We start from the raw sequence: 23,810 nt of genomic DNA, 5'->3' as shown, positions 1-23,810 counted from the left end.
AAGCGCGATTTGTTGAAAAGAAACAGGCATTGGTGAATAAATTCCGGGTAAACTTCGTTAGCCAACGATGGCTGTTAAACTGTATAGTATGCCTATAGAAGAAAACAAATCGCACCGTGTGTCAACCTTAATGAGAAAAATTCGTGAAAATTGACCTACATAGCCATACCACGTTTTCTGATGGTCAGCTTTCTCCGGCAGAGCTGATTCAACGCGCGCATACCATGCAGGTTGATGTGCTGGCTATTACCGACCACGATACTACAGCAGGGTTACCCGAAGCACATGAGGCGCAGCGTCAGCACTCACGCCCCTTGCTCATTGTCGATGGTGTGGAAATATCGACGGCCTGGCACAATTTTGATATTCATATTGTAGGCTTACAGGTCGATACACAGCATCCTGCGTTAACGACGTTTTTATCGGCGCAAGCCGAACGGCGCGAAGAGCGGGCGCACAGAATTGCCGATAAGCTTGAAAAGTGTGGCTTCGATGGCGTGTATGAAAAAGCGAAAGCAAACGCCGGCAAGGGACAGATAACACGCGCCCACTTTGCCCGGGTTCTGGTCAGTGATTACGGTGTCAGTTCCATGGATGCAGTGTTTAAAAAGTATTTGGGAAAAGGTAAACGGGCGGCAGTTAAGGCACAATGGCCGGAGATAGCTGAAGCGGTGGATATTATTCATCAGGCTGGCGGGCAAGCGGTGCTGGCCCATCCAGCGCATTACGATATGACCGCAAAATGGTTGCGTCGACTGGTCGATGAGTTCAGTCAAGCCGACGGCGATGCTATCGAGTGTGCATCAGTCGCCGTTGGTAAACAAAAGCAGATGTTGATTGATGAGCTGGCTGTGTCGAACGATCTTAAGGTGTCTACCGGTTCTGATTTTCATTTTCCATCGCGCTGGACTGAACTGGGCCGCAGTGCAAAACCGTCAACATCGCTTACGCGCATTTGGGACAGCTGGGATTTATCAGCATCCTGATAACTTTAGGTATTTATTATGAGCCAGTTTTTTCAGATACATCCCGAAAACCCGCAACCACGCTTACTAAAGCAAGCCTGTGAACTGATCCGTCAGGGCGAGGTCATTGTGTATCCCACTGATTCAGGTTACGCCATTGGCTGTCAGATGGACGATAAAAAGGCGCTGGATAAGTTGTGCCAGATTCGTGATATTGAGAAAGACCACAATTTCACACTGATGTGCCGCGATATGTCGGAGCTTTCGTTTTATGCAAAAGTGGACAATACTGCGTTTCGTCAGATCAAAAACAATACACCGGGGCCCTATACATTTATTCTTAAAGCCACCCGGGAAGTACCACGCCGGCTACAAAACCCAAAGCGGAAAACCATCGGCATCCGGGTTCCGGATAATGTTATAGCCCTGAAATTACTCGAAACCCTCAATGAGCCGCTGATGTCTGCCTCGCTGATATTACCGGGGGAGCGCATGGCAGAGTCCGATCCCGAAGAAATCCGCGATAAGCTGGAAAAGCGTGTCGGCCTCATAATTGATGGCGGGCCATTGGGCGAACAACCTACCACAGTGATAGATGTATCAGAGGGGCCGGCTGTTGTTTTACGTGAGGGAAGCGGCGATGTATCGCCGTTTGTGTAGGCCGGTTATGATGCTGCGGATACAACGGTCTTGAGTGAGTTCCAGGATGCCGGACCGGTTCAGCAACCGCTCCCACTGGCGTTTATTCACGGTCAGGCTTTAATTGAAAAACCTCAGGATCTGTATATACCCCCTGAGGCCCTTGAGGTTATTTTAGAAAGCTTTGAAGGGCCCCTCGATCTCCTGCTCTATCTGATAAAAAAGCAAAAATTTGATATTACCACCTTGCCGGTGGCACAGATTACTGCGCAGTACATGGAGTACGTAGAAGCAATGACTGCGCTTAAGCTTGAGCTGGCTGCAGAATATCTGGTCATGGCTGCCGTGCTGGCAGAGATTAAATCCCGGTTATTACTGCCAAAACCGCCCTCTGATAACGCAGAGGAGGACGACCCCAGAGCAGAGCTTATCCGGCGTTTAAAAGAATATGAAGTGGTAAAGGACGCTGCCCGGGAAATTGATGCGCAACCACGCATTGGCCGCGACATTTATGCCGTAAGGGGCGAAGTGGGGCAGCCTGTGCAGCCCGTTAAAATTGATCCCGACGTTGCTTTGGATGATATTGTCCACGCCTTTAGAAATGCGATGAAACGCGCAGCGGCATTTGAGCACCATACTATCGAAAAGGAAGTGCTCAGCACACGCGAGCGCATGAGCCGGATTATGGAACAGGTGAGTGATGAGCACTATACGCCTTTAGATGCATTATTCACCTTTGATGAGGGCAGAGCCGGGTGCGTAGTCTCTTTTCTGGCTATACTGGAACTGGTTAAAGAACAAATGATTTTGTGCACGCAGGCAGGACCTTATGCCCGAATTTATGTAAAATTGGGCGGGTATGAAGAGGATTAATCGTGCTCAGCTAAAACAGCTGGTCGAAGCGACCCTGTTTGTAGCAGATAAACCGATGAGTAAAAGCCGGCTCAGGGAGACCACGCTGGCAGCGTTTGCGGTGTCCGACAAGCAGCTTTCCAGCGTCATCGAGGAACTGATACTGGACTATCAGCCCCGTGGCATTCAGCTTGTTGAAGTAGCCAGTGGCTATCGTTTCCAGTCACTGGACAGTCTGGCGCCCTTACTTAGCGTATTATGGCAAGAAAGTGCACCTAAGTACTCCAGAGCCATGCTTGAGACACTGGCGCTTATTGCTTATCGACAGCCTATTACGCGTGGCGAGATTGAACAGGTACGCGGTGTAGCTGTCAGCAGTAACATTATAAAGACACTGACCGAGCGCGAATGGATCAAAACCGTCGGTCATAAAGAAGTGCCAGGCAGGCCGGCGTTGTACGCCACTACCAAAGCGTTTCTTGATTATTTTTCGTTAAAATCGTTAGCCGAACTTCCCAGTGCTGAACAATTTGATGTACTGGCAAATCAGGATAGCGACGATACAGAGGTACCGTCTGCAATGTCAGACCGTACGAACGATAAACCTGAACCTGAGAGTTTACCCACCAATGAGTGAAAAATTACAAAAAGTCCTGGCGAATCAGGGCCTGGGCTCCCGCCGGGAAATGGAGCGCTGGATAGAGCAGGGCCGAGTGTCAGTGAACGGCAGTGTTGCGACCCTGGGCGACCGGGTTGAGCCAGAAGCACAAATTCGTGTTGACGGTCATCTGTTATCACGACAAACCGAAAAGCCGGTGTGCCGGGTGCTGATGTATAACAAGCCGGAGGGTGAGCTATGTAGTCGGCACGATCCTGAAGGGCGGCCGACCGTATTTGAACGATTGCCTGCTATCCGTCTGGGCCGTTGGATTGCAGTAGGACGACTGGACATTAACACCAGCGGTTTGCTGCTGTTTACCAATGATGGTGAGCTGGCTAACCGGTTGATGCACCCGAAAAACGAAGTGGAGCGTGAATATGCGGTGCGGGTATTTGGTGAAGTATCAAAGCCTACACTGGCTAAGCTGCAAAAAGGCGTTGAGCTGGATGATGGTGTTGCCCGCTTTACCACAATAACGCCGCGCCCGAATGATGATGAAAGTATGAATCAGTGGTTTAACGTGACACTTCAGGAAGGCAAAAATCGTGAAGTCAGGCGTTTGTGGGAGTCTCAGGACGTTCAGGTCAGTCGTCTTATACGGGTACGCTATGGACCTGTAGAGCTGCAAAAGCGCTTGCCTATCGGTGCATGGGTTGAGCTGGAGCTTAGCGATGTTAATGCGCTGCGTCGTCTGGTGCAGCTGGATGACGAAACACAAAGCCTGGTCGATGTGCGCCAGACCAAGCTGGACCATGCCCGCTTAAGCCGTATGCGTCGCTCGGTAAAAAAACACCGGGCCCGCAAAGAAGCACAGACGAAAAAACGTTGATATCACAGGCGCAGGGTTATTCTGCGCCTGTCTCTTTCACATCAGGTTTACACCTTTTCTGAATTTTAGACTCTCCCTGTTGTATCTGCTGCAATCTGTCCTGATGACATGTGCGACTGTCGTATCAGATATATCGTTACGATCTTATTAAACGCCGGTTGCGTAGCACATCATACGACAATCCGTGCTGGGTAAGCGTTATAGCGTTTTTCTCGCTGGCAGCATTAACCGTAACAAGTGAGGAGTTTAATTATGCAAGACATGCCACACATCGGCGTGGGTACTTTTCGTTTAGAAGACGACACTGCACACAAAGCGGTGGTTGATGCGCTTAAAGTTGGCTTTCGCCATATCGATACGGCGCAGGTATACGGCAACGAAGAGCAGGTAGGTGATGCGATCCGTACCCAAAATATGGATCGCGATGACATTTTCGTTACCACCAAAGTCTGGTTTGATCATTTTGGCAATGACAGCTTTATCGAAAGCGTCCATGAAAGCCTGGCTAAACTGAAACTCGACTATGTGGATTTACTGCTCATTCACTGGCCGTCTCCCCATGATAAGGTGCCAATGGAGCAATATCTTTCAAGCCTGAAACAGGCAAAAGATGAAGGTCTGACGCGACATATTGGTGTGTCCAACTTCACGATTGCTCAGATGGAGCAAGCCGTTGAAATTCTGGGTGAAGGCGAAATATACACGAATCAGATTGAGCTTCATCCGTACATGCAGAACCGCAAGGTTGCTGAACGCGCTGAAGAACTCGGGATGAAAGTGACAGCATATATGCCTTTTGCCGTGGGCAAGGTGATGGACAGTGATGTGCTTAAAGACATCGGTGAAAAATTTGATGCTACACCTGCACAGGTCACACTGGCCTGGATGGTAGAAAAAGGCTACTACACCATTCCATCGTCAACCAATCCTGATCATATCAAGGATAATTTTGAGTTCGATAAAGTAAAATTGTCCGACGATGATATCAACCGTATTGACGAGCTTGATAATGGTGATCGAATCGTTGATCCTGATTTCGCGCCCCAGTGGGATTAGTGATAATTACGACGCTCAGATAGCATAAAAAGGGTATTGCAGGATAATCCTGCAATATCCTTTTTTGTATTACTCACAGGTGCAGGGTAATGTTTGGGCATCTCCCTTGCTGAGCGATGATTTATGTAGAGGTCAGGGTGAAAGAACAGCAACTAGCCAGAGCAAAACGCATCGCGCTGATTTGGCTGCTTGGTGCAGCAATGCTATTTATTGCGGCTACCATTGGTGAAAATGCGACGTCGCTGGCAAACTGGCAAACGCTTATCGGCTTTATTAAAATGACCAGCGAGGCTGCACTGATAGGTGGGTTGGCAGACTGGTTTGCTGTTACTGCGTTGTTCAAACCGATTCCGCCACGGTATCCCATTCCTCATACAAATATCGTGGCAGCTAACAAGCATATGATCGCTCAGAATTTGTCTGAGTTTGTGCAGGAAAAATTTTTCCATGCACAGGCCATCGCCTCACTGGTTCAGGAAAGTCAGCCGGCACAAGCACTCAGTAAATGGTTAAGACAGCCTGACAATGCGCGTCGTACGGCCCGCATTGGTGCCGATATCGCACGTGGTGGTCTGACGCTCGTCAATGATGAAAAAATAAGCCGTCTGTTTACGACTAATCTTAGCAAGATGCTGCGGCGAATTGATTTATCGCCACTGGCAGGTGGCACACTGGAAGTGCTTACCCGGGAAGGGCGCCATCAACAGTTGCTTGACCAGATGATAGCAAAAGCAGCAGCATTGCTTCAGCGCCCGGCCGCGCAGCGGTTCATTACCAATAAACTACATTTGTGGCTGAAAACCGAGCATCGTCGACTGGAACGAATACTGCCCTCTGCGTGGCTGAGCGAACAGGGAGCACGAGTGGCAACGAAAGCCATCATCAGCACCATTGATGATATTAATGAAGACCCGGACCACCCTTTTCGCAAACGCTTTGATACGTATGTCCAGCAACTAATCGATGATGTTAAACACGATCCGGACCTGGCCCACAAACTCAATTCGCTCAGAGACCGGATGCTGGATAACACGGTACTACATACGTATATCACCCATATTCTTGATGATCTTTATGCCCGACTGGATGCAGATTTATCCAGCCCTGATAGCCGTATACAGGCGCACATGGCAACGCTGTTGCAAGACATGGCCATCACGCTAGATGAAAAGCCAGAGGTCAGTGCCTCTATTAATCGCTATCTGACAGAGGCTGCCACTTACATGGGGCCGCAGATGAGTGATTTTCTTACCGGCCATATTAAAACCACTATTGAGAACTGGGACGAGCAGGAAATGGCTGAACAAATTGAACTCAATATTGGTAAAGACCTTCAAAAAGTGCGAATCAACGGGACGCTGGTGGGCGGACTTATCGGGGGCATATTATTTATTATTGAGTTAGGTATTGGTCGGGCTCTCACACTTTAATTTCATCCGGATTTTCCAGGGAAGCATCCGATACGGCTTGCTTCAATTGCGGAAAAAAACGGTGAAACGCCGCCTCCATATTCGCATAGTTTGCTTCAATCTCAGTAATGCTGTCATAAAAATTATGAGTGAAGCGAATTCTGCTGGCTGTGTTATCCAACGCGCGGGCAACACCCTGTAAACTGCCATACGTTGTCAGCCACTGATGCCGAGTCATACTTTTTACCGTGTGTTGCATATTGACGGGCATATCAGACAAGCAGTCGGACAAATCCCGGTAAACCGACTGACAGAATGGATCCAGAGGCTGGACCGAATAAGTTGCCCAGTTTTTTATCAGGAAATGGTCAAAGGCAATATCAACGATGATGCCTGCAAAGCGGCGGCGGGCAGGGGATACTTTTTGCTTGAGTGTTGTGACTTCGACGTGGCTATCGGTGAATTTATCCACCCACCGGTGATTAGCCAGCCCACGCTGTACAGCGTGGCTGAACATTTCTGGCCTACTGCCGCGCATAAAGTCGCCCAGTAAATTCCCAAATCGCGAAGACGGGCCAGGTTGCGCCAGATAAAGATGAGCCAGGTAGTTCATTATCGTTACTTACAGATATTCGGATGAAACACAGCTGGAACGGTGGACTCAGAACAATCCCATAAAACGTCGTCACCGACGATAACCGGTTCCATAATCAGTTCACCGGCCGACGCATTGCCGGCATTGTCAAATTGCATGGAGATCCTGCCCCGGACAATTTGGATATGTTGCCCGTATTTTTCTGTAAAGGCCCCCGGTAACGACAGATCGCTGAGTTGTGACGGGCGACGCCCCGTTTGCTGTATATAACGTTGTGCAGACTTGCCCAGGGTTTGTGAAGCTCTTACCTGGTTTTGTAAACCCGACAGATCAGAAAATGCCTTAAACGGGATATAAAGTGATGTAATCAGCGCGCCGGCGATAAGCAAAAAGCCGGTAATCAAAAATACTGCCAGTACCCGCGCGCTTTCATGCCCGTTACCAATACCGTGATTGTACCGCTGATTCCAGCGTCGCTGGTCGGTTGTCATAAATATAATACATTCAACTAACGCTACCAACCAGGGCACTGGTGTCCAGCAAAACAGTAAATAAATCACACCGCGCCACTGCCCAAGATAAAAACGATGTAAGCCCAGCGCGCCGCCAAATAATGCCAGTGCAGATGCTGCTACTCTGCTTCTGTAGGTAAAGCGAGAGGACACATGCCCACATTTTTCACAACGTAACGTATGTGTACTGCATTCGGTGGCACAATTTTCACAGTGCGACGTGGAGCGTGGTGATTCAGGTCTGGCTGACATAGTGTTGATATGCATGGTTTAAAAGCGCATTGTTACACAGGCGGGGCATCTCCTGCCAGTGATGGCGCGTCGGCAGCCAGCTGTTGGCGCAGGTAATCGATGAATATACGCACTTTTGTACTCATTTTTTTGTGTTCTGTCACCACTGCCCAGATGCCCTCGGCAGGCATACGGTGTGCATTTAACACTTCTGTCAGGTGCCCGTCGTCGATAAGCGGGCGCACGTAGTAATCAGGCAACTGAACAATCCCCAGCCCCTGAGTGGCCTGCTCTAACAGCACCCGGCCAGAGTTACAGCGAATTTTGCCGGATAAGCGAATAGTCTGAGGCTTACCGGCTACCTGAAATCGCCAGAAGTCCATCGTGCCGACCAGGCAGCTGTGTTCACGCAAATCCTTAATGGCTGCCGGAGTACCATGCTGTGCCAGATAGGCGGGGCTGGCACAGGTATGAACGGTCCTGTCAGTAAGCCGGCGAGCGATAAGTGTCGAGTCATTCAGATGTCCAAGCCGGATAGCGACATCAACATTTGATTCGCGTAAATCGAGCAAATCATTGGTCAGCATCAGTGATATCGATATTTGCGGGTAGGCTTGCAGAAATGCAGTCAGCAATGGTGCGATAAATGTCTCGCCGTATGCTACAGGTGCCGTTACGGTAAGCAGCCCGGCTGGCTTATGTTGAAGGTTTGCGACCGCATCTTCGGCATCGCTGAGTAATTCTATTATGGGCTCACAACGACTATAGAATGTTTGCCCGGCTTCAGTGAGTGAAACACGCCGCGTGGTTCGGTTAAGCAGTTTGACCTGCAGGCGCTCTTCTAACGCTGCTACTGCGCGACTGACCTGCACAACACTGTAATTAAGTGATGCAGCCGCTTTCGTAAAACTCTGGCTTTGAACGACTGCAACAAATTCGGTAACGCCCGTCCATTTATTCATTTTATTATTTCACGAGTGAAAAAGTGTCTTTCATTTTAGGGGGATTATACCAATAGGTGAAGTGGTTATACTGCCCGATATGACAAAGAGGGAGAAATATTATGACAATTTCACTATCACCGGGCCAGACCTCAATATCAGCGAAAGCGGCTGTAGCATGGGGCCCAGGGGAACCGTTACGCGTCGAAACGATTGATGTCGCTTTACCAAAAGCGGGTGAAGTATTGATTCGGGTTGTTGCCAGTGGTGTGTGTCACACTGATGCGTTCACATTAAGTGGTGACGATCCGGAGGGGATATTCCCGGCCGTATTAGGCCATGAGGGCGGCGGTATTGTAGAGATGGTCGGTGAGGGGGTTACCAGTGTTAAGCCCGGTGACCATGTGATCCCTCTTTACACGGCAGAATGCGGTGAGTGCAAATTCTGTCTGTCTGGCAAGACAAATTTATGTCAGGCGGTCAGAGAAACGCAGGGTAAAGGCGTCATGCCGGACGGTACCACGCGTTTTTCAAAAGACGGTCAGCCAATTTATCATTATATGGGATGCTCTACGTTCTCAGAATATACAGTATTACCTGAGATATCGCTGGCCAGGGTCGATAAGGCTGCACCGCTTGAAGAAGTCTGCTTGCTGGGATGCGGTGTGACAACGGGTATGGGCGCTGTGCTTAATACCGCAAAGGTCAGCAAAGGTGACACCGTGGCAATATTCGGGCTGGGCGGAATAGGTTTGTCAGCCATAATCGGGGCAAGAATGGCGGGCGCTTCCCGGATTATCGGGATTGACATCAACGAAAGCAAATTCACGCTTGCTCGTCAGTTAGGCGCTACCGATCTGGTGAATCCTGCCCAGTACGCTGACCCGATTGAGAAAGTCATCGTTGATATGACCGATGGCGGGGTTGATTACTCGTTTGAGTGCATCGGTAATGTCAATGTGATGAGGCAGGCGCTTGAGTGCTGTCATAAAGGATGGGGAGAATCTGTCATCATCGGTGTGGCAGGAGCAGGGCAGGAGATATCAACACGACCCTTTCAGTTAGTTACCGGGCGCGTGTGGAAAGGTTCGGCATTCGGTGGTGTTAAAGGACGCAGTGAGCTACCGGGTATTGTGCAGCAATACCTGAATGGCGAGTTCGGGCTTAAGGAATTTATCACTCACACGATGGAGCTGGACGCGATTAATGATGCATTCGACCTTATGCATAAAGGCGAAAGCATTCGTTCGGTAATTCGTTTCTAACATATCGGCGGGCCAGCAGCGGGCTGGCCTGGCAGGCTTTTCTGAAGGAAAACGATTAATCGGGGTGATACCCTTCCCGCCGGCTAACGTATAGGTTGACGCTGGTGCACCACTTATCTGACGTTATGACACTTTTATGTCATTTTTATGACAATCTCGTTGACAGCGTCAGGCGAGTACGTACACTTCGCGACATATCGGCCATCGCTGCGGTCAGTGGCAAATGGGCGTTAACTTTCTCGTAATTTCGGAGGCCACTTTGGCGCGGCGTTTTTCTGTTCGTTTGCTTTCCCTTTGTTCAGTACTGTCAGTGTTTTCATCACATGCAGAGTTGGTGAATACTGAGTGGGTGAAGATACCTGGAAAAAATCAGTCTGGTGTACTTTTTGGCGGTGACGATAAGTTTGCTTCGATGCAGGTAAATATCCGGGGACAATTTCGTTACTCATCTAAATTTCCGGATGTGCCCAGAGAGCCGGACGATTTTAAGGGGGCAGAAGATGACGAATATAATGTCAATCGTGCCCGTCTGAAAGCAAAAGGCCATGTTGGAAAGTCCTGGCTTACTTACTCCTGGGAGTACGAGCTATCTGATGAGTACCTGCTTGATTACCAGTTCAGATTTGAAAAATATGATGCGCTGAAAGTAAAAGCCGGTCAGTGGAAGCTTGAATATTCCAGAGAAAGAAGTATCAGCAGTGGTGGCCAGCAGATGCTGGAGCGCTCACTTATCAATCGCGTGTTTACCATCGACCGGCATAAAGCCATCTCGGTGTATGGGCAATTAAATAAAGGGACGCGCGCAGACATCAACTACTGGGCGGGTATTGCCAGTGGTCAGGGACGGGGTAATGGTACATCAGGGCCGGGAAGGCCATTATATTTCGCCAGAGTTCAGTGGAACCCGACCGGTAATGGTGTAGCTTTTGTGGGCAGCGATATTAGTGGGCATGATGATCTTGCGCTTTCGGTAGCTTACGCTTGGGCTGATTATGAAAGCCTGTTCAGTCGCTTTTCATCGTCCGGTGGCGGTCAGCTGAAGCGCTGGCCCACTGTCGAGGGGCAGATAAATGATGTCAATCAATTCACCCTTGATTCCGCACTTATGTACAAAGGCTTCAGCTGGCAGGGCGAGTACCATGAAAAGAAGGTGCGCGCTTCGGGTCAACCGACACTGGAGCTTGACGGCTTTTATGCTCAGGGCGGGTATTTCATTCATCGGTCACTGTCCTGGTGGCCAAAAAATGTGGAAGTCGCTGCGCGATTTGCGGCTTATGAATCGCAAATCGATTTTAATACCCACACCAACCGGGAAAGGGCGATAGCGGTAAACTGGTTTTTAAACGGCCATAACAACAAACTCACGGCAGATATTACAAAATACAATTTAAGCAGTGATGAATATTCTGATTATGATGACACCCGATTCAGGTTGCAGTGGGATGTCACATTTTAAATCAGCTGCACAAAAAAAGGCTCGTTGTTAAACGAGCCTTTTTCTTTGTGTCTACACGCTATAGCCCTGTTCTGCGCTGTCTGACAAGTTATCAGTGATATACAGCGAGATCGTACTGCGAGCGGGGCGAAAATAAAATTCTGAAAAAGCGTGACTCTACTTTCTGGGTGGTCCCGTTACTTAATCAGACCTGATATAACGTGCTGGCTATTGGATTAATTGCCTGAAAAGAGTTCAGACTTTTTCTTAATCTTACAGTCAAAAATTTTCTGAGTGTTTTTTCTTCCAATATAAAAAGCCACTGTGTATGGGTGTTTACGCTGAAAGAACTTTGCTACAGACTTAATCATAAATCCTCCTGTTCTTCTTTTACGATTTTTATACTATACCAATCTTTAGCAAGGATCTAGTTTATTTCACACAACTGTCATAAAAGTGAAATATTCGAGTGTTAGCTAAAAAGTTGCCTGTCCCATGAAGGGTGAACTAGTCGCTGGCAGAAGGCGTAACACAAAGAAGTACTTACTACATAGCAGGGCAAAACATATCCTTACGCTGTGCTGGTAAATGCACAGATGAAGAATCATGCACGATTCTTACCAAAATTTAGTTATGAGGTGTAGCATGACAAAATCACATGATAAAACCAGTAAAAACAGTACCGATCAGGACAAGAAAGAAGACGTCAGCAAAATCAGCGAAGATGAAGCCGAGGCTGGCGTACCCGACGATGAAAGTATTGCCGGCGAGGAAGACCCGGGTTCTGCTATTGAAGAATGGGTTAAAGATAAAAAGGATTATGAAGAACGTCACAAAAACGATGACAAGGCATAATCGATAATACAGACGCTCGATATTAGTGTTACCTTTCTACAGTACTAAGAAGGATTTACAAGCGAAAAAATAACAACCAATCGCTAGTCAACATAGTGCTCGCCGCATGTCTGAAATGGCACGTGTGGTGGTAGAGGATGATAGCGATATTGCACTGCCGTGGTGCAAGAGTACTGGTTAAAAGTAGTAGTTAAATGAAGATGCCATTTAAAAACTGCTCTGAGAAGATTCATGCCCGGCTACCTCCCTTTCGACCACAAGCCGGGCGATTTTCCTTATTTATTTTCGCTAAATTGCTCAAACGCCTGCATTGCATCTGCTGCATACATCAAGGAAGGGCCACCACCCATATAAATCGCCATCGCCAGTGTTTCTTCAACTTCCTGTTGTGTTGCGCCCAGTTCAACCAATGCCTTCGTGTGAAAGCCGATACAGCCATCACAACGCGTCGATACACCAATTGCCAGCGCGATCAGTTCTTTGGTCTTTTTATCCAATGCACCGTCAGATGTTGCACCTTTAGCCATTGCGGAGAAGCCCTGCATAGTATCAGGAATATTGTTGCGTAATCCCTTCATGTTAGACGAGATGCGCTGGATAATGTCAGGGTAGGATTTGCTCATAGATAATGTCCTGTGTGAGTAAGTAATAATTTCAACTAAGTTAACTGTACGTCATACCACATCGTAAATTTGTACGTTACGATCAATTCTTTGAACCGGCAGAAATGATATATTTTGGGGCATCAGGGAATATCTTTTTTAAAAATCGGGACTCGCCATCCCCATTTTAAGGCCCCCAGACGCAATGAGATTGTGGTTACCAGCGAGGCTGCAATACACCAAAGATAGGGCGCGCCTGCATACAGTAACCCGGCATAAACAAGCCCTCCGGCAATACATGCAGTGGCATAGAGCTCACAGCGCATAACCAGTGGCACCTTGCGGGCGATGACATCGCGCATCAGACCGCCGAAAATAGCCGTTACCGTACCCAGCGTTATGGCGACCCCCATGCCGGTTTCATTTATTAGTGCTTTTTCAATACCAATCACATTATAGAGTGCAAGACCAAATGCATCGAATCCGATCATCAACCTGTTCGATATCCCTGAGTTTAACCGAATTAATATAACGGTAACGATAATAGCGCCGTAAGTTGAATAGAGGTAATCCGGCTTAGCTATCCAGAAAATGGGCTGATCCAATAATACATCCCGCAGGGTCCCACCACCCACTGCAGTAATCACGGCCAGTACAACAACGCCAAAGCTATCCACCTCTTCCTCGTAGGCGACCAGAGCACCTGATATAGCAAAAAAAGCAATACTGATCGTGTTCAGAAGATGAAACCAATCATCGCTCATTAATATTCTCTTATTTGATAGTGCTGATAGAGATTCTTTAGTCTTAAAAAAAATTTAGATCAACACCAAAACCTGATTTGACGTTGAACATTTCCAGTCAGCTGAATTTGCGGAAGATTAAGTGATGTTTATTTAAAAGGAAGACGGCGAGAAATGAGAGTAATGGTTTGCAAAATTATACTTTCGTATAAATTTCACAAAATTTTGACCACTATTGCAAACAAGTGCGTATGACACACTGTGAAAGCGTAATAGGTTTTATCATGTCTGTGCCACAACTGAAATCAACATTTATGTCCAGCGATGCTTTGGACGCGTTGTCTTATTTTTGCACTATCCGCCAGCTCTCAGTGCACTCATTGGAGCTTGCCGCTCATAACATTGTTGCGAAGCTTTATGATAGTTTGTCACTGGAAGTGAAGCTTATTGATAAAAATCATGCGCAAATGATATTGCAGTCTCCGGATTTTACCGAGGATTATATTATGTCCCGCAAGGATGGATGCTGGGAAGCGTTGCATAATTAAAACCGCCGTTTACCTGATTATCCTAATATTTTTTCAGCGCTTTATGTCACCATTTTAACGAAATGCTGCATCTATAATCATCTGAAGTGAGTATTGTCCAAAATACATGAACTTATGGACGATATTGTGCACAAAAGAGCCACTTTCACCGCTATCCCACTTTCCCTAATCAGCCTTAGCACGTTTGCTGCGTACCATGATATTGAAATTGTTGAAATTAAAAGCCGGCAGGTCAATCTTGTAGGTGACGCTATATCTGCTGCTGAAGGTGTCGTCGGTCAACAGGAAATACAATTACGGCCATTGATGCGTACCGGTGATGTACTGGAGTTTGTGCCAGGCATGGTTGCTACTCAACACAGCGGCTCCGGAAAAGCGAACCAATATTTTCTGCGTGGATTTAACCTTGACCATGGCACTGACTTTGCCACGTCAGTTGATGGTATGCCGGTTAATATGCGTACGCATGGTCACGGCCAGGGATATACCGACCTTAATTTTATCATCCCCGAAACTATCCAGTCTTTAACGTACCAGAAAGGCGTATATTATCCCCAAGTGGGTGATTTTAGCGGGGCGGGCAGTGCCCAATTGAAAACGATGAACAGAGCACCGTCGCCAATGACCGAAGTGACTCTTGGCGAATATGGTTATCGACGCGCAGTTGGCGTGACTAACTTTACCGGTCCTGCCGGGCACTGGCTGGTAGCCGCTGAGAAGCATTTTTACGAAGGGCCCTGGACAGATATCAATGAAGATATCAATAAAACCAACGCATTAATTAAATGGAGCGCAGCATTGGGGGAGGGTGACTTTGCTGTTACTTTCATGGGCTATGACAACAGCTGGAACAGTGCTGATCAGATCCCTTCTCGCGCTGTAAGCGCCGGTCGAATTGGTAACCTTGGCTCAATCGATGAAACTGTTGGCGGGGAGTCTGGTCGCTACAGTCTCAGTGCAGACTGGTCCAGTGACAGGTGGCACGTATCTGCTTACGCAATATCCTATGATTTAAATTTATGGTCCAATTTCACCTATTTTTTAGATAATCCAGCGCAAGGCGACCAGTTTGAGCAAGTCGATGATCGAATGATATACGGCGGTCAGGCAAGTTACACGAACAGTCATACCACCTTCGGAGCGCCCTCTGTGACACAGCTTGGTGTGCAAACAAGGGTTGATGATATTGATGAGGTGGGATTGTACGCGACCCAGGCCAGAACCCGGTTGGGCACAACTCGCAGTGATGCAGTAGAACAGAGCAGCCTGAGCAGTTTTTTTAAAAACGAAACGCAATGGACTTCCGCGTTTCGCAGTGTGGTGGGTGCACGCATCGATTATTTTGATTTCTCCGTACGCGATCGCGCGGGTATTAATCGTTTTGGTGTGGATCTTTCGTTAAATAGTGGAGATGCGTCTGACGCTATTTCCTCGCTGAAAGGAAGTTTGATTTATACCCTGTCACCGGAGTGGGAATTGTATGCTTCCGCGGGGCAGGGCTTACACTCAAATGATGCCAGAGGGACAACAATAAATGTTGATCCGGTCTCCGGCGAGCACGTGGAGCAGGTGAATCCGCTGGTTCGAACCACAGGGTTTGAGGCTGGCGTGCGCGCATTTTATGATGAAACCCTCAATGCTTCTTTGTCGTTGTGGCAGCTTGAGCTGGATAGTGAGCTATTATTTGTCGGTGATGCAGGCAATACTGAAGCGAGTCGGCAGAGCAAGCGTCATGGTCTGGAACTCACCGCCTACTATTACTTTGCGCCCGCGTGGAGTCTTGACCTGGAGTACGCCTATACAGATGCGCAGTTCACCGACAGTGACCCTGCCGGCGACAGTATCCCAGGAGCGTTAAAGCACGTCTTGCAGGCCGGAATAAGTGCTGACCTTGAAAACGGATGGTTTGGTAGTCTTCGCATGCGTTATTTTGGTCATCGCCCCCTGACAGAAGATCAAAGTATCTCTTCGCCCTCAAGTATGCTATTTAATCTACAGGCCGGTAAAACGTGGAAGCAATGGCAGATTACGGTTAGCGTTCTTAATCTGACCGATAGCGATGATCACGATGTTGACTATTACTACGCGTCGAGACAGCAGGGCGAATCTGCTGAAGGCATTGAAGATATTCACTATCATATTTTCGAGCCGAGAGCGGTGCGGGTCGCTGCGCGTTATCGATTTTAATAGTTATCACTGAATAATAATAAAGCATTATTAAATTATAATTAATACTTAAGTATGATCTTATCTGTTAGTGTCGCGTATCCATTTTCCCAAACTCATACCGACACTGTCTTTCACTTTCGTACCTTGCTACGTAACCCTGTTTGTCGCGGTGTCCAAAACACAGGGTTTTACCATGTTTATGCGCACTGCCAGACACCATCAGACGGTGTCAGATATTTCCTCACAGTTATCTCAGCATCAGGCGTTTTACGATGCAGTGAGTCACGCCGTTCCTCTGGTCAAATTTACGCCTGACGCTGTTGTCTCAGAAGTAAATCATCAATTTGCCGACATGATGGGCTTCGCGGCAAGCGAATTGATCGGTAAACGTCACTCGGCGTTATGTACTGCGTCATTTGCAGCCTCCAACGAGTATCAGGCACTGTGGCAAGACCTGCAGGCAGGGAAAACGGTGCGCGGTACCTTCGCGCGCGTGCACAAGTCCGGACGCACGGTATGGCTCGAGTCCACATATTTTCCTGTCACCGATGACTATGGTAAAACCGAGTCGGTGATAAAAATTGCCTATGATGTGACGCTCAAGCATGAGCAGTGGCTCAGACTGACTGCACTGACCAATGCCCTGGATCGCTCAACCGCGATTATTGAATTTGAACCCGATGGCACAATAAAAGAAGCCAATACTAACTTCCTTAAAACCGTCGGGTACACAAAATCGCAAATTATCGGCAAACATCACCGCATGTTTTGTGACGATGTGTTTTACCAGCAAAACCCCGACTTCTGGCAAATCCTCGCACGTGGAACAGTAGAGTCAGGGCTTTATCGGCGTCTTGATGCAAATAATCAGGAAGTTTGGCTTGAAGCCACCTATAACCCCGTATTCGATGACTTCGGGAAGGTCGTGTCGGTGATAAAATTTGCCACCAACGTTACAGAATCGGTGCGAGAAAAGGCCTCTGTGCTGAAAACAACGGAAGTCGCATTGTCCACTGCCCGTGAAACGGCGCAGGTGGCTATGGATGGCAAGGCGTCGCTGGAGGAGGCGGTCCATGGCTTCAATGAAACGTTAAATGAGGTCAATGAAACCAGTGTCCTGATGAACAGTTTGGGTGAGCAGTCTTCGCGCATTGAGGCAATTGTTTCTACGATTCAGGGGGTTGCCGAGCAAACCAATTTGTTAGCGCTCAATGCCGCCATCGAGGCTGCGCGAGCCGGTGAAACCGGCCGCGGGTTTGCCGTCGTTGCTGATGAGGTTCGCCACCTCGCCCAGCGCACCAATGAGTCAACGGTGGAAATTGAATCAGTGGTTAATGAGAATAAACGGTTATCCGAAAAAGCATCGGCTCACATGCATCGTGTGAAGCAGCATGTCGATAAAAATAGTCACTATATCAGCGGGGTGCAGTTGACTATGGAGAAGATTGAAGCCGGGGCAGTCAATGTTACCAGTAGCGTGTCACGGTTGTCGGAAAACTCTGACGACTCATAGGCTATGTTCAAAGTTGATCGCCCGGCCAATGCCCTCAATGCCGGGCGTGATATCCTGCGGACTTGCGCCTAACTGAGATAACTGTGATTTAAGCTGATGGATAAACTCTTCGCTGCGGCCAAACCGAATCTTCATCAAAATGGGCTTTTTGGTATCTTTCGCAACATCTTCCAGACCAAATTTTCGCTTCCCTGACACGGTGTAACGTGTTCGGTGAGCATTAATCGTTGCATCTGTATAACAATTGGCTACTGCAATCGGAAAGTCCGGCAGGTTATGGCTACCGAAAGCATAACTGTCGTGCGTGTGCTGATGACTTTCACTCAGTTCTTCCCCGTCCATTTTAAACACTTCATTGTGACCCAGCGTCACTTCATTTAAAGCATTAGGATTGAGTACCCACACAGTGGGCGTTGTTACATCCTGTTGCCAGATTGCAAAATACAATGCTATCAGCGGGCTGGTGCTCCAGTGCAATAATCGTGTGGGAATGCCAAATCGATCGGCCATGGTGTACCAGCAAAAGGTTCGGTTGCTACAGGCGTCTTCGGGCTGAAAATGTTTAACCCTGCGAACAAAGTCATCGAAAATGGTCCGTTCTCTGTCAGCCGCGATATTATCGCGCCATTGCGTGGAGCGCATAATGACAGGTGTTAGCCGATACATCGAACTTTCTACCCCACGAAACCATAAAGCCCGGGGATCGCAGTCAAGTTTTCGCGCGATAAGAGCAACCGATTCTACAAAATCACTGAGAGACGCAAGAGGGCGCGTGTTCTGGATATAGCCATGACGTTGTTCAAATTGCATAGTAGAAATTATCAGCATAAAAATTTTTGGCTACGCTATCACGCAACGCAAGGAAAAGCTTATACTTTCGTCTAGATAATCCTTTTTTTTTACTCATCGTCTTGCTTCGCCTCGGGTCTCGGAAAATACTTACAAAAATAGCGTTGGTAAGTATTAAAAATATCCGGGTTTTATTATGGCCAGTCTCAATTCAAGCGTCATTCAGGCACTGTCAGAGTTTTGTGATTATTGTTCAGTTACGATGCAATCTGTTGAAAGTCAGCAGCACAATGTGATCGCGCGACTCAGCTGTTAACGGTGTCTTTATATCTATATGGTCGATGCTAAAAATCTGGAATTTGTGGTTATCGATGATTTGAATACCCAAACATATTTTGCGGAGTTACTTTTCGATAGGTGGACATTTTCTACCGTATCCTTGTGTGCCTGAAATCCACTTTTTACTTTTCTCTACCGAACTTTTTGCGCCTGCCGGGGTTATAAATCTAGAACCCTGAAAAGAGGAGCAGACATGTTAGGTAAATCGTATCTGGTAGTCGCTAATCAAGCAGAAGCAAAAATTTTCATCGAGAAAGACGGTGTCAGCAGCCTGGAGCCTGTCGTGACATTACTCAATGATGATGGCAGATCATCTGATGCAAGCCTGGTCACTGACCGTCCCGGCGCTATTTCAGCTCCAAGTAATGCGGTGCAGGGGGTTGACACCATGAGCAGAAAAGATGCATCAGAGGTAGAAGCCAAAAGGTTTGCCGGTAACGTGACAGACTGGCTCGAAAGTAAACGGTGTGAAGAGAAAATCTATCACATTGATATTATTGCTGAAGCCAGCTTCCTGGGTAAACTCAGAAATCATATGAATAAAAACTTGGAGCAGCTCATTGGCTGCACGATCAATAAAGATGTGGTCAGAGAAGACCATGACACCTGGCAGAATTATCTTAAAGAGGCCGGTCGAGGCTCAACGCTTCAATAAATTATCAGCCTGCTGGCTTAGACGGTAAGAAAAACCGGATATGAAACCCATATCCGGTTTTTTATCTCAGGCAGATTGCGTTTGCGTCAGTTCACTCACCATTGTCTCACGCATTTTAAATTTTTGAATCTTACCTGTCACCGTCATCGGATAAGCATCGACGATACGGATGTACCGAGGCACTTTGAAATAGGCAAGTTCATTCTTCAGGTATTCCCTTATAGCCTGCTCATCCAGCGAAGCGCCGTCTTTCACTTTTAGCCACAGGCATACCTGCTCGCCAAATTTGTCGTCAGGAATACCAAACACAGCGGCGTCGCTGACATCCTCATGCAGATAAAGCACCTCTTCAATCTCCCGCGGATAAATATTCTCACCGCCGCGGATGATCATATCTTTCATGCGACCAACAATTGTTACGTAGCCCTCTTCATCCATGACACCTAAATCGCCGGAGTGAAGCCATTGCTGCGAATCGATGGTGGCGCGGGTCTTCGCTTCATCATCCCAGTATCCTTGCATGACACAATATCCTCTGGCGCAAATCTCTCCCGGACTGCCAATCGGCACAGTCTCATTGTGCTCATTAACAATTTTAACTTCCGTGTGGGCCATGGCACGGCCCACTGTTTTAACCTGCTTTTCCAACGGTGCGTCGGTATCGGTAATATGGTTGATAGGACTGCACTCTGTCTGACCATAGCCGATAACCACATCGGTCATGTTGAACAGGTTGTGTACTTTTCGCATAAGTTCTTCAGGACACGTACTTCCCGCCATCACGCCGGTACGCAGTGTACTTACGTTGAAGTCAGCAAAGTTTGGTAATTCCAGCTCAGCAATAAACATGGTGGGCACACCGTGCAAGCCTGTACATTTTTCCGTTTCTACAGCGCGTAAGGTTGCCACAGGATCAAAGGATTCACAGGGATAGACCGCACATGCCCCCCTGGCCAGGCAGACCAAATTACCCAGAACCATACCAAAGCAGTGATATAACGGGACCGGAATGCAGAGTCTGTCGTGTTGCGAAAACCGCATTGCTTCTGCAACCAGCAACCCGTTATTTAATATATTTCTGTGAGTTAAAGTCGCGCCTTTCGGATTACCGGTGGTGCCGGAAGTAAATTGAATATTGATCGCCTCATCTGCTGTCAGTGTTACCGCTATTTGTTGCAGCCGCGCATGATCCTGTTCGCCTCCCGCCTGCTGTAACTCATGAAAAGGCAGCATCCCGTCACACTGCTTTTCACCGATACTTATGACGCGTGCAAGGTGGGGCAGTGCCTTACAGTTAACTTCACTATGCCCGCCTTGTTTTAGTTCCGGCGCCAGCTCATAAAGCATTTGCACATAGTCAGATGATTTGAATTGCTGAGCCATTACCAGAAATTTTACCTGAACATTGTTAAGTGCAAACGCCAGTTCACCAGGTCGGTAAGCCGGATTTAGACACACCATTATCGCCCCGATCCTGGCGGTAGCCATTTGAATTAATGCCCACTCAATGTTATTCGGCGACCAGATCCCGACGCGATCGCCTTTCTCAACCCCAATTGCGAGCAGACCGGCGGCGACCCGGTCAATTTCTTTCTGATAAGTCTGATAGTCCCAGCGGATATTTTGATGAGACACAACAATGGCGTCATGATGTGGGTACTTGTCGACAATCTTATCAAGATGCTGGCCGATAGTTAATTCACTCAATGCAGGACTTTCAGGTCCAGAAAAGTAACTTTGAGTAAGGGGGAAACCAGTAGAAGGGGTCGTGTGATGCAACGTCATAAATAAAAGCTCCATGCTAGGGCACGTTAGATGAGGAAACGTTGTTACATTAACGCATCAGCGATTTTGCTGAACTGCGGGCATGGAATTACAATAAACAAGCAAAATGGCTTATGCAATTGACATAGGACTAAAGTCGAATCCCGTAAAGATGTCGACATCTCTTAGTTGTAAAGAAAAGAGAACGCAGGCGCGTTTAAGGCAATTCCTTTGATGGCGGATGACCAAATTCACGCAAATACTCGCGGCTGAATTGGGATGCGCTGGTATAGCCCGCTTCCAGTGCGCTGGTCGTTACGCCTGCGCGTCCCTCGCGCAAAAGCGCGCGGGCATGCTGCAGTCGCAAACGTTTTTGAAATTGCAGCGGACTGAGTGCTGTGACAGCTTTAAAATGAGAATGGAATGCCGACACACTCATACCGGCAAGGGAAGCCAGCTCATCAACGGACAACGGCTGCTGGAAATGACTGTTTATCCAACCAATCGCTTTTGACACTTTTCTGATGGCCGAGTCTGCCTGTGCAATCTGTAAAACCTCCGGGCCCATTTTACTGCGCAGCAGGCGAATCAGTATTTCATCAATACAGTGTGGTACCAGTAAGTCTGCATCTTTTTGTTCTGTAAGAATGGTGAGCATACGATTGGCTGCTGAAATGATGCCGGCGTTAGCGTCTTTAACATAAACTGCGCGCGAGGATTTGCGCTCAGGCACCCCTTCGGGAAACACTTTTGCAGATAAGCGATGTAATGCTTCAGGGTGCAATGGAATGACCAGGCAAAAGTAGGGGGCGTCCTTACTTGCCTGCGTGACCCGAATACTGATAGGAACGGCCGCTGAATATACCACCATTTTTCTGTAATCATATTCAAAGGTGGTATCTGCCAGAGTGACCTGTTTGGCACCCTGAGGAACGATACAGATACTCGGCTGTGATAGAACACATGTCGTCTCGCTCTGTACTTCCGTAGAGCGCACAACGTGCAACAGCCCCCCTGCAAGATCAAAATTGCCATCATGAGGTGCAAACGCACAGAGAGCAGCACTTAACATGTCACAATCATCAGGACGAGGTTGGGCCTCTTCATCTTTTTCAACTGATAAATCGATCATTGATGCTCTCTGCTACTGGCGTTTGCTAATTTACCTCATAATATAACACTGACAGAAAGTTACGCGTCAACAGACAGCGACGACATGTCGATAACGAAGCGGTGAGCCACGTCACCCTTTTCAAGATGGGCAAACGCATCATTGACTTCATCAGCATTGATCATTTTGCATTCAGGATGAATGTTATGCTCAGCGCAGAAATCCAGCACTTCCTGCGTTTCCTTTATGCCACCAATCAATGATCCCGCGACGCGCCGTCTGCCCAGCACCAGTGGTGCCGTAATGGGCTCTTCCATCGGACCAATCTGACCAACAATCACCAGTGTCCCGTCAATATCAAGCAGAGGCGTGTAGGGATTAAGGTCATGCTTTACCGGCACTGTATCGATAATGACATCAAACGCATTGGCAGATGCCTCCATCGCTTCTTTATCGTCTGAAACGAGGATGCCACTGGCACCAATATTTTTGGCTTCCTGTTCTTTTTTAGCCGATCGGCTTAGCACCGTAACTTCAGCGCCCATCGCCACCGCAAGCTTAACCGCCATGTGACCCAAACCGCCCAGGCCAATTACCCCGACACGACTGCCTTGTTTTACGCCAAATTTCTTCAGCGGTGTATAGGTGGTAATACCGGCGCACAGGATCGGCGCCGTGCGGGCCATATCCAGTGAATCTGGTACGCGCATCACAAACTCTTCTCGCGCTACAATATGCTTTGAGTAACCCCCTTGCGTGATTTCGCCTGTCTGTCTGTCAGGTGCACCGTAGGTCGGCGTCATACCATCGCGACAAAATTGCTCTTCATGATTCTCGCACTGGTCGCACGTCTGGCAGCTGTCGACCATACAGCCTACCGCGACATGATCGCCCACCTTATACTTAGAAACCTGTGAGCCCACATCAATAACTTTACCAACGATTTCATGACCGGGAACAAGTGGATAAGGCTGATCGCCCCAGTCGCCATTTACCGTATGCAAATCCGAATGACATACACCGCTGTATAAAATTTCTATGGAGACGTCATTGTCACGCAAATTACGGCGCTCAAAATGATAAGGCACCATATGTGCGTCAGATGATTTCGCTGCATAACCGATAGTTTTCATAGTTCACCTTTGTGGTTTTAAGTTTCTGTTACGTTACTTTACTCTTAACCAAATAAATGGCTTGCCTATTCTTACGCCGCTTTTGCCTAAATCTATTTTCATCACATGATTAACTTTCATTTATCTATCGCTGAGCAGCAAAATTAACGACTTGCTCTTGCCTGGTATACTGAGTGATTGCCTGATTATCCTGCTTAAA

At 47.8% G+C, this 23,810-nt stretch carries 23 protein-coding genes; 14 read left to right on the top strand and 9 right to left on the bottom strand.

The genetic code is table 11. The features are described 5' to 3' along the window. Positions 1–143 precede the first annotated feature (143 nt). The 7 genes from HHX48_RS04775 to HHX48_RS04745 all read left to right on the top strand — a co-directional run bounded on the left by HHX48_RS04775 (position 144) and on the right by HHX48_RS04745 (position 6,432). A complete protein-coding gene (locus HHX48_RS04775; protein ID WP_191022750.1) occupies positions 144–986 on the top strand; it encodes a PHP domain-containing protein in 843 nt (280 codons plus the stop codon). An 18-nt stretch (positions 987–1,004) separates the two neighbouring features. Then, positions 1,005–1,625, top strand: coding sequence for an L-threonylcarbamoyladenylate synthase (locus HHX48_RS04770; RefSeq protein WP_191022749.1), 621 nt, complete (start codon positions 1,005–1,007; stop codon positions 1,623–1,625). A 30-nt stretch (positions 1,626–1,655) separates the two neighbouring features. Further along, positions 1,656–2,477, top strand: a complete 822-nt coding sequence (locus HHX48_RS04765; protein WP_191022748.1) for a segregation and condensation protein A — start codon at positions 1,656–1,658, stop codon at positions 2,475–2,477. Further along, positions 2,464–3,093, top strand: a complete 630-nt coding sequence (gene scpB / locus HHX48_RS04760) for an SMC-Scp complex subunit ScpB (RefSeq protein WP_191022747.1) — start codon at positions 2,464–2,466, stop codon at positions 3,091–3,093. Before HHX48_RS04765 ends, scpB begins: the two co-directional genes overlap by 14 nt. Next, positions 3,086–3,946, top strand: a complete 861-nt coding sequence (rluB, locus tag HHX48_RS04755; RefSeq protein ID WP_191022746.1) for a 23S rRNA pseudouridine(2605) synthase RluB — start codon at positions 3,086–3,088, stop codon at positions 3,944–3,946. Before scpB ends, rluB begins: the two co-directional genes overlap by 8 nt. A gap of 252 nt (positions 3,947–4,198) precedes the next feature. Next, on the top strand, positions 4,199–5,002 hold the full coding sequence (dkgB, locus tag HHX48_RS04750) for a 2,5-didehydrogluconate reductase DkgB (protein WP_191022745.1): 804 nt from the start codon (positions 4,199–4,201) through the stop codon (positions 5,000–5,002). Positions 5,003–5,118: 116 nt separating this feature from the next. Then, positions 5,119–6,432 (top strand): DUF445 domain-containing protein, encoded by a 1,314-nt coding sequence (locus HHX48_RS04745; protein ID WP_191022744.1) that lies wholly within the window; start codon positions 5,119–5,121, stop codon positions 6,430–6,432. Here the strand turns inward: HHX48_RS04745 and HHX48_RS04740 are convergent. The 3 genes from HHX48_RS04740 to HHX48_RS04730 all read right to left on the bottom strand — a co-directional run bounded on the left by HHX48_RS04740 (position 6,422) and on the right by HHX48_RS04730 (position 8,711). Beyond that, on the bottom strand, positions 6,422–7,024 hold the full coding sequence (locus tag HHX48_RS04740) for an acyl carrier protein phosphodiesterase (RefSeq protein WP_191022743.1): 603 nt from the start codon (positions 7,022–7,024) through the stop codon (positions 6,422–6,424). The two genes, HHX48_RS04745 and HHX48_RS04740, sit on opposite strands and share 11 nt — an antisense overlap. A gap of 5 nt (positions 7,025–7,029) precedes the next feature. Continuing rightward, the gene (locus HHX48_RS04735) at positions 7,030–7,671 is read right to left on the bottom strand and encodes a TM2 domain-containing protein (RefSeq protein ID WP_317983476.1); all 642 of its coding nucleotides are present in this window, start codon (positions 7,669–7,671) and stop codon (positions 7,030–7,032) included. A 131-nt stretch (positions 7,672–7,802) separates the two neighbouring features. Beyond that, positions 7,803–8,711 (bottom strand): LysR family transcriptional regulator, encoded by a 909-nt coding sequence (locus HHX48_RS04730; protein ID WP_191022739.1) that lies wholly within the window; start codon positions 8,709–8,711, stop codon positions 7,803–7,805. A gap of 101 nt (positions 8,712–8,812) precedes the next feature. Here HHX48_RS04730 and HHX48_RS04725 point away from each other — a divergent pair, with 101 nt between their 5' ends. The 3 genes from HHX48_RS04725 to HHX48_RS04715 all read left to right on the top strand — a co-directional run bounded on the left by HHX48_RS04725 (position 8,813) and on the right by HHX48_RS04715 (position 12,245). Further along, positions 8,813–9,955, top strand: a complete 1,143-nt coding sequence (locus tag HHX48_RS04725) for an S-(hydroxymethyl)glutathione dehydrogenase/class III alcohol dehydrogenase (RefSeq protein WP_191022737.1) — start codon at positions 8,813–8,815, stop codon at positions 9,953–9,955. 310 nt (positions 9,956–10,265) lie between these two features. Further along, positions 10,266–11,411 (top strand): porin, encoded by a 1,146-nt coding sequence (locus HHX48_RS04720; protein ID WP_191022735.1) that lies wholly within the window; start codon positions 10,266–10,268, stop codon positions 11,409–11,411. Positions 11,412–12,035: 624 nt separating this feature from the next. Then, positions 12,036–12,245, top strand: coding sequence for a hypothetical protein (locus tag HHX48_RS04715; protein WP_191022733.1), 210 nt, complete (start codon positions 12,036–12,038; stop codon positions 12,243–12,245). 275 nt (positions 12,246–12,520) lie between these two features. Here HHX48_RS04715 and HHX48_RS04710 read toward each other — a convergent pair whose 3' ends face one another. Both HHX48_RS04710 and HHX48_RS04705 read right to left on the bottom strand, forming a co-directional pair. Continuing rightward, positions 12,521–12,868, bottom strand: a complete 348-nt coding sequence (locus tag HHX48_RS04710) for a carboxymuconolactone decarboxylase family protein (protein ID WP_191022731.1) — start codon at positions 12,866–12,868, stop codon at positions 12,521–12,523. A gap of 122 nt (positions 12,869–12,990) precedes the next feature. Further along, positions 12,991–13,611 carry a trimeric intracellular cation channel family protein gene (locus tag HHX48_RS04705; protein WP_191022729.1) on the bottom strand — a complete coding sequence of 207 codons (621 nt, stop codon included), beginning with the start codon at positions 13,609–13,611 and terminating at the stop codon, positions 12,991–12,993. A gap of 263 nt (positions 13,612–13,874) precedes the next feature. Here HHX48_RS04705 and HHX48_RS04700 point away from each other — a divergent pair, with 263 nt between their 5' ends. From HHX48_RS04700 to HHX48_RS19025, 3 genes are all read left to right on the top strand, one after another. Then, positions 13,875–14,138: a hypothetical protein gene (locus tag HHX48_RS04700; RefSeq protein WP_191022727.1), complete on the top strand. Its 264-nt coding sequence runs from the start codon at positions 13,875–13,877 to the stop codon at positions 14,136–14,138. A gap of 114 nt (positions 14,139–14,252) precedes the next feature. After that, complete coding sequence (locus HHX48_RS04695; RefSeq protein WP_191022725.1) at positions 14,253–16,325, top strand: TonB-dependent receptor; 2,073 nt, start codon at positions 14,253–14,255, stop codon at positions 16,323–16,325. 175 nt (positions 16,326–16,500) lie between these two features. Further along, positions 16,501–17,820 (top strand): methyl-accepting chemotaxis protein, encoded by a 1,320-nt coding sequence (locus tag HHX48_RS19025; protein ID WP_191022723.1) that lies wholly within the window; start codon positions 16,501–16,503, stop codon positions 17,818–17,820. Here HHX48_RS19025 and HHX48_RS04685 read toward each other — a convergent pair. Further along, positions 17,815–18,648: an FRG domain-containing protein gene (locus tag HHX48_RS04685; RefSeq protein WP_191022721.1), complete on the bottom strand. Its 834-nt coding sequence runs from the start codon at positions 18,646–18,648 to the stop codon at positions 17,815–17,817. The two genes, HHX48_RS19025 and HHX48_RS04685, sit on opposite strands and share 6 nt — an antisense overlap. A gap of 493 nt (positions 18,649–19,141) precedes the next feature. Here HHX48_RS04685 and HHX48_RS04680 point away from each other — a divergent pair, with 493 nt between their 5' ends. Further along, on the top strand, positions 19,142–19,603 hold the full coding sequence (locus tag HHX48_RS04680) for a host attachment protein (protein ID WP_191022719.1): 462 nt from the start codon (positions 19,142–19,144) through the stop codon (positions 19,601–19,603). A gap of 66 nt (positions 19,604–19,669) precedes the next feature. On the opposite strand, the gene HHX48_RS04675 is transcribed toward HHX48_RS04680, so the two are convergent. The 3 genes from HHX48_RS04675 to HHX48_RS04665 all read right to left on the bottom strand — a co-directional run bounded on the left by HHX48_RS04675 (position 19,670) and on the right by HHX48_RS04665 (position 23,611). Then, entirely contained in the window at positions 19,670–21,388 is a 1,719-nt protein-coding gene (locus HHX48_RS04675; protein WP_191022717.1) for an AMP-binding protein, read from the bottom strand. Between the two features lie 196 nt (positions 21,389–21,584). After that, positions 21,585–22,499, bottom strand: a complete 915-nt coding sequence (locus HHX48_RS04670) for an AraC family transcriptional regulator (protein ID WP_191022716.1) — start codon at positions 22,497–22,499, stop codon at positions 21,585–21,587. A gap of 59 nt (positions 22,500–22,558) precedes the next feature. After that, positions 22,559–23,611 (bottom strand): NAD(P)-dependent alcohol dehydrogenase, encoded by a 1,053-nt coding sequence (locus HHX48_RS04665; RefSeq protein ID WP_191022714.1) that lies wholly within the window; start codon positions 23,609–23,611, stop codon positions 22,559–22,561. Positions 23,612–23,810: the final 199 nt, after the last annotated feature.

Origin of the sequence: Salinimonas profundi (assembly GCF_014750655.1) — a bacterium.
Classification (GTDB): domain Bacteria; phylum Pseudomonadota; class Gammaproteobacteria; order Enterobacterales; family Alteromonadaceae; genus Alteromonas; species Alteromonas profundi_A.
This window is presented reverse-complemented; position numbering and strand designations above follow the sequence as displayed.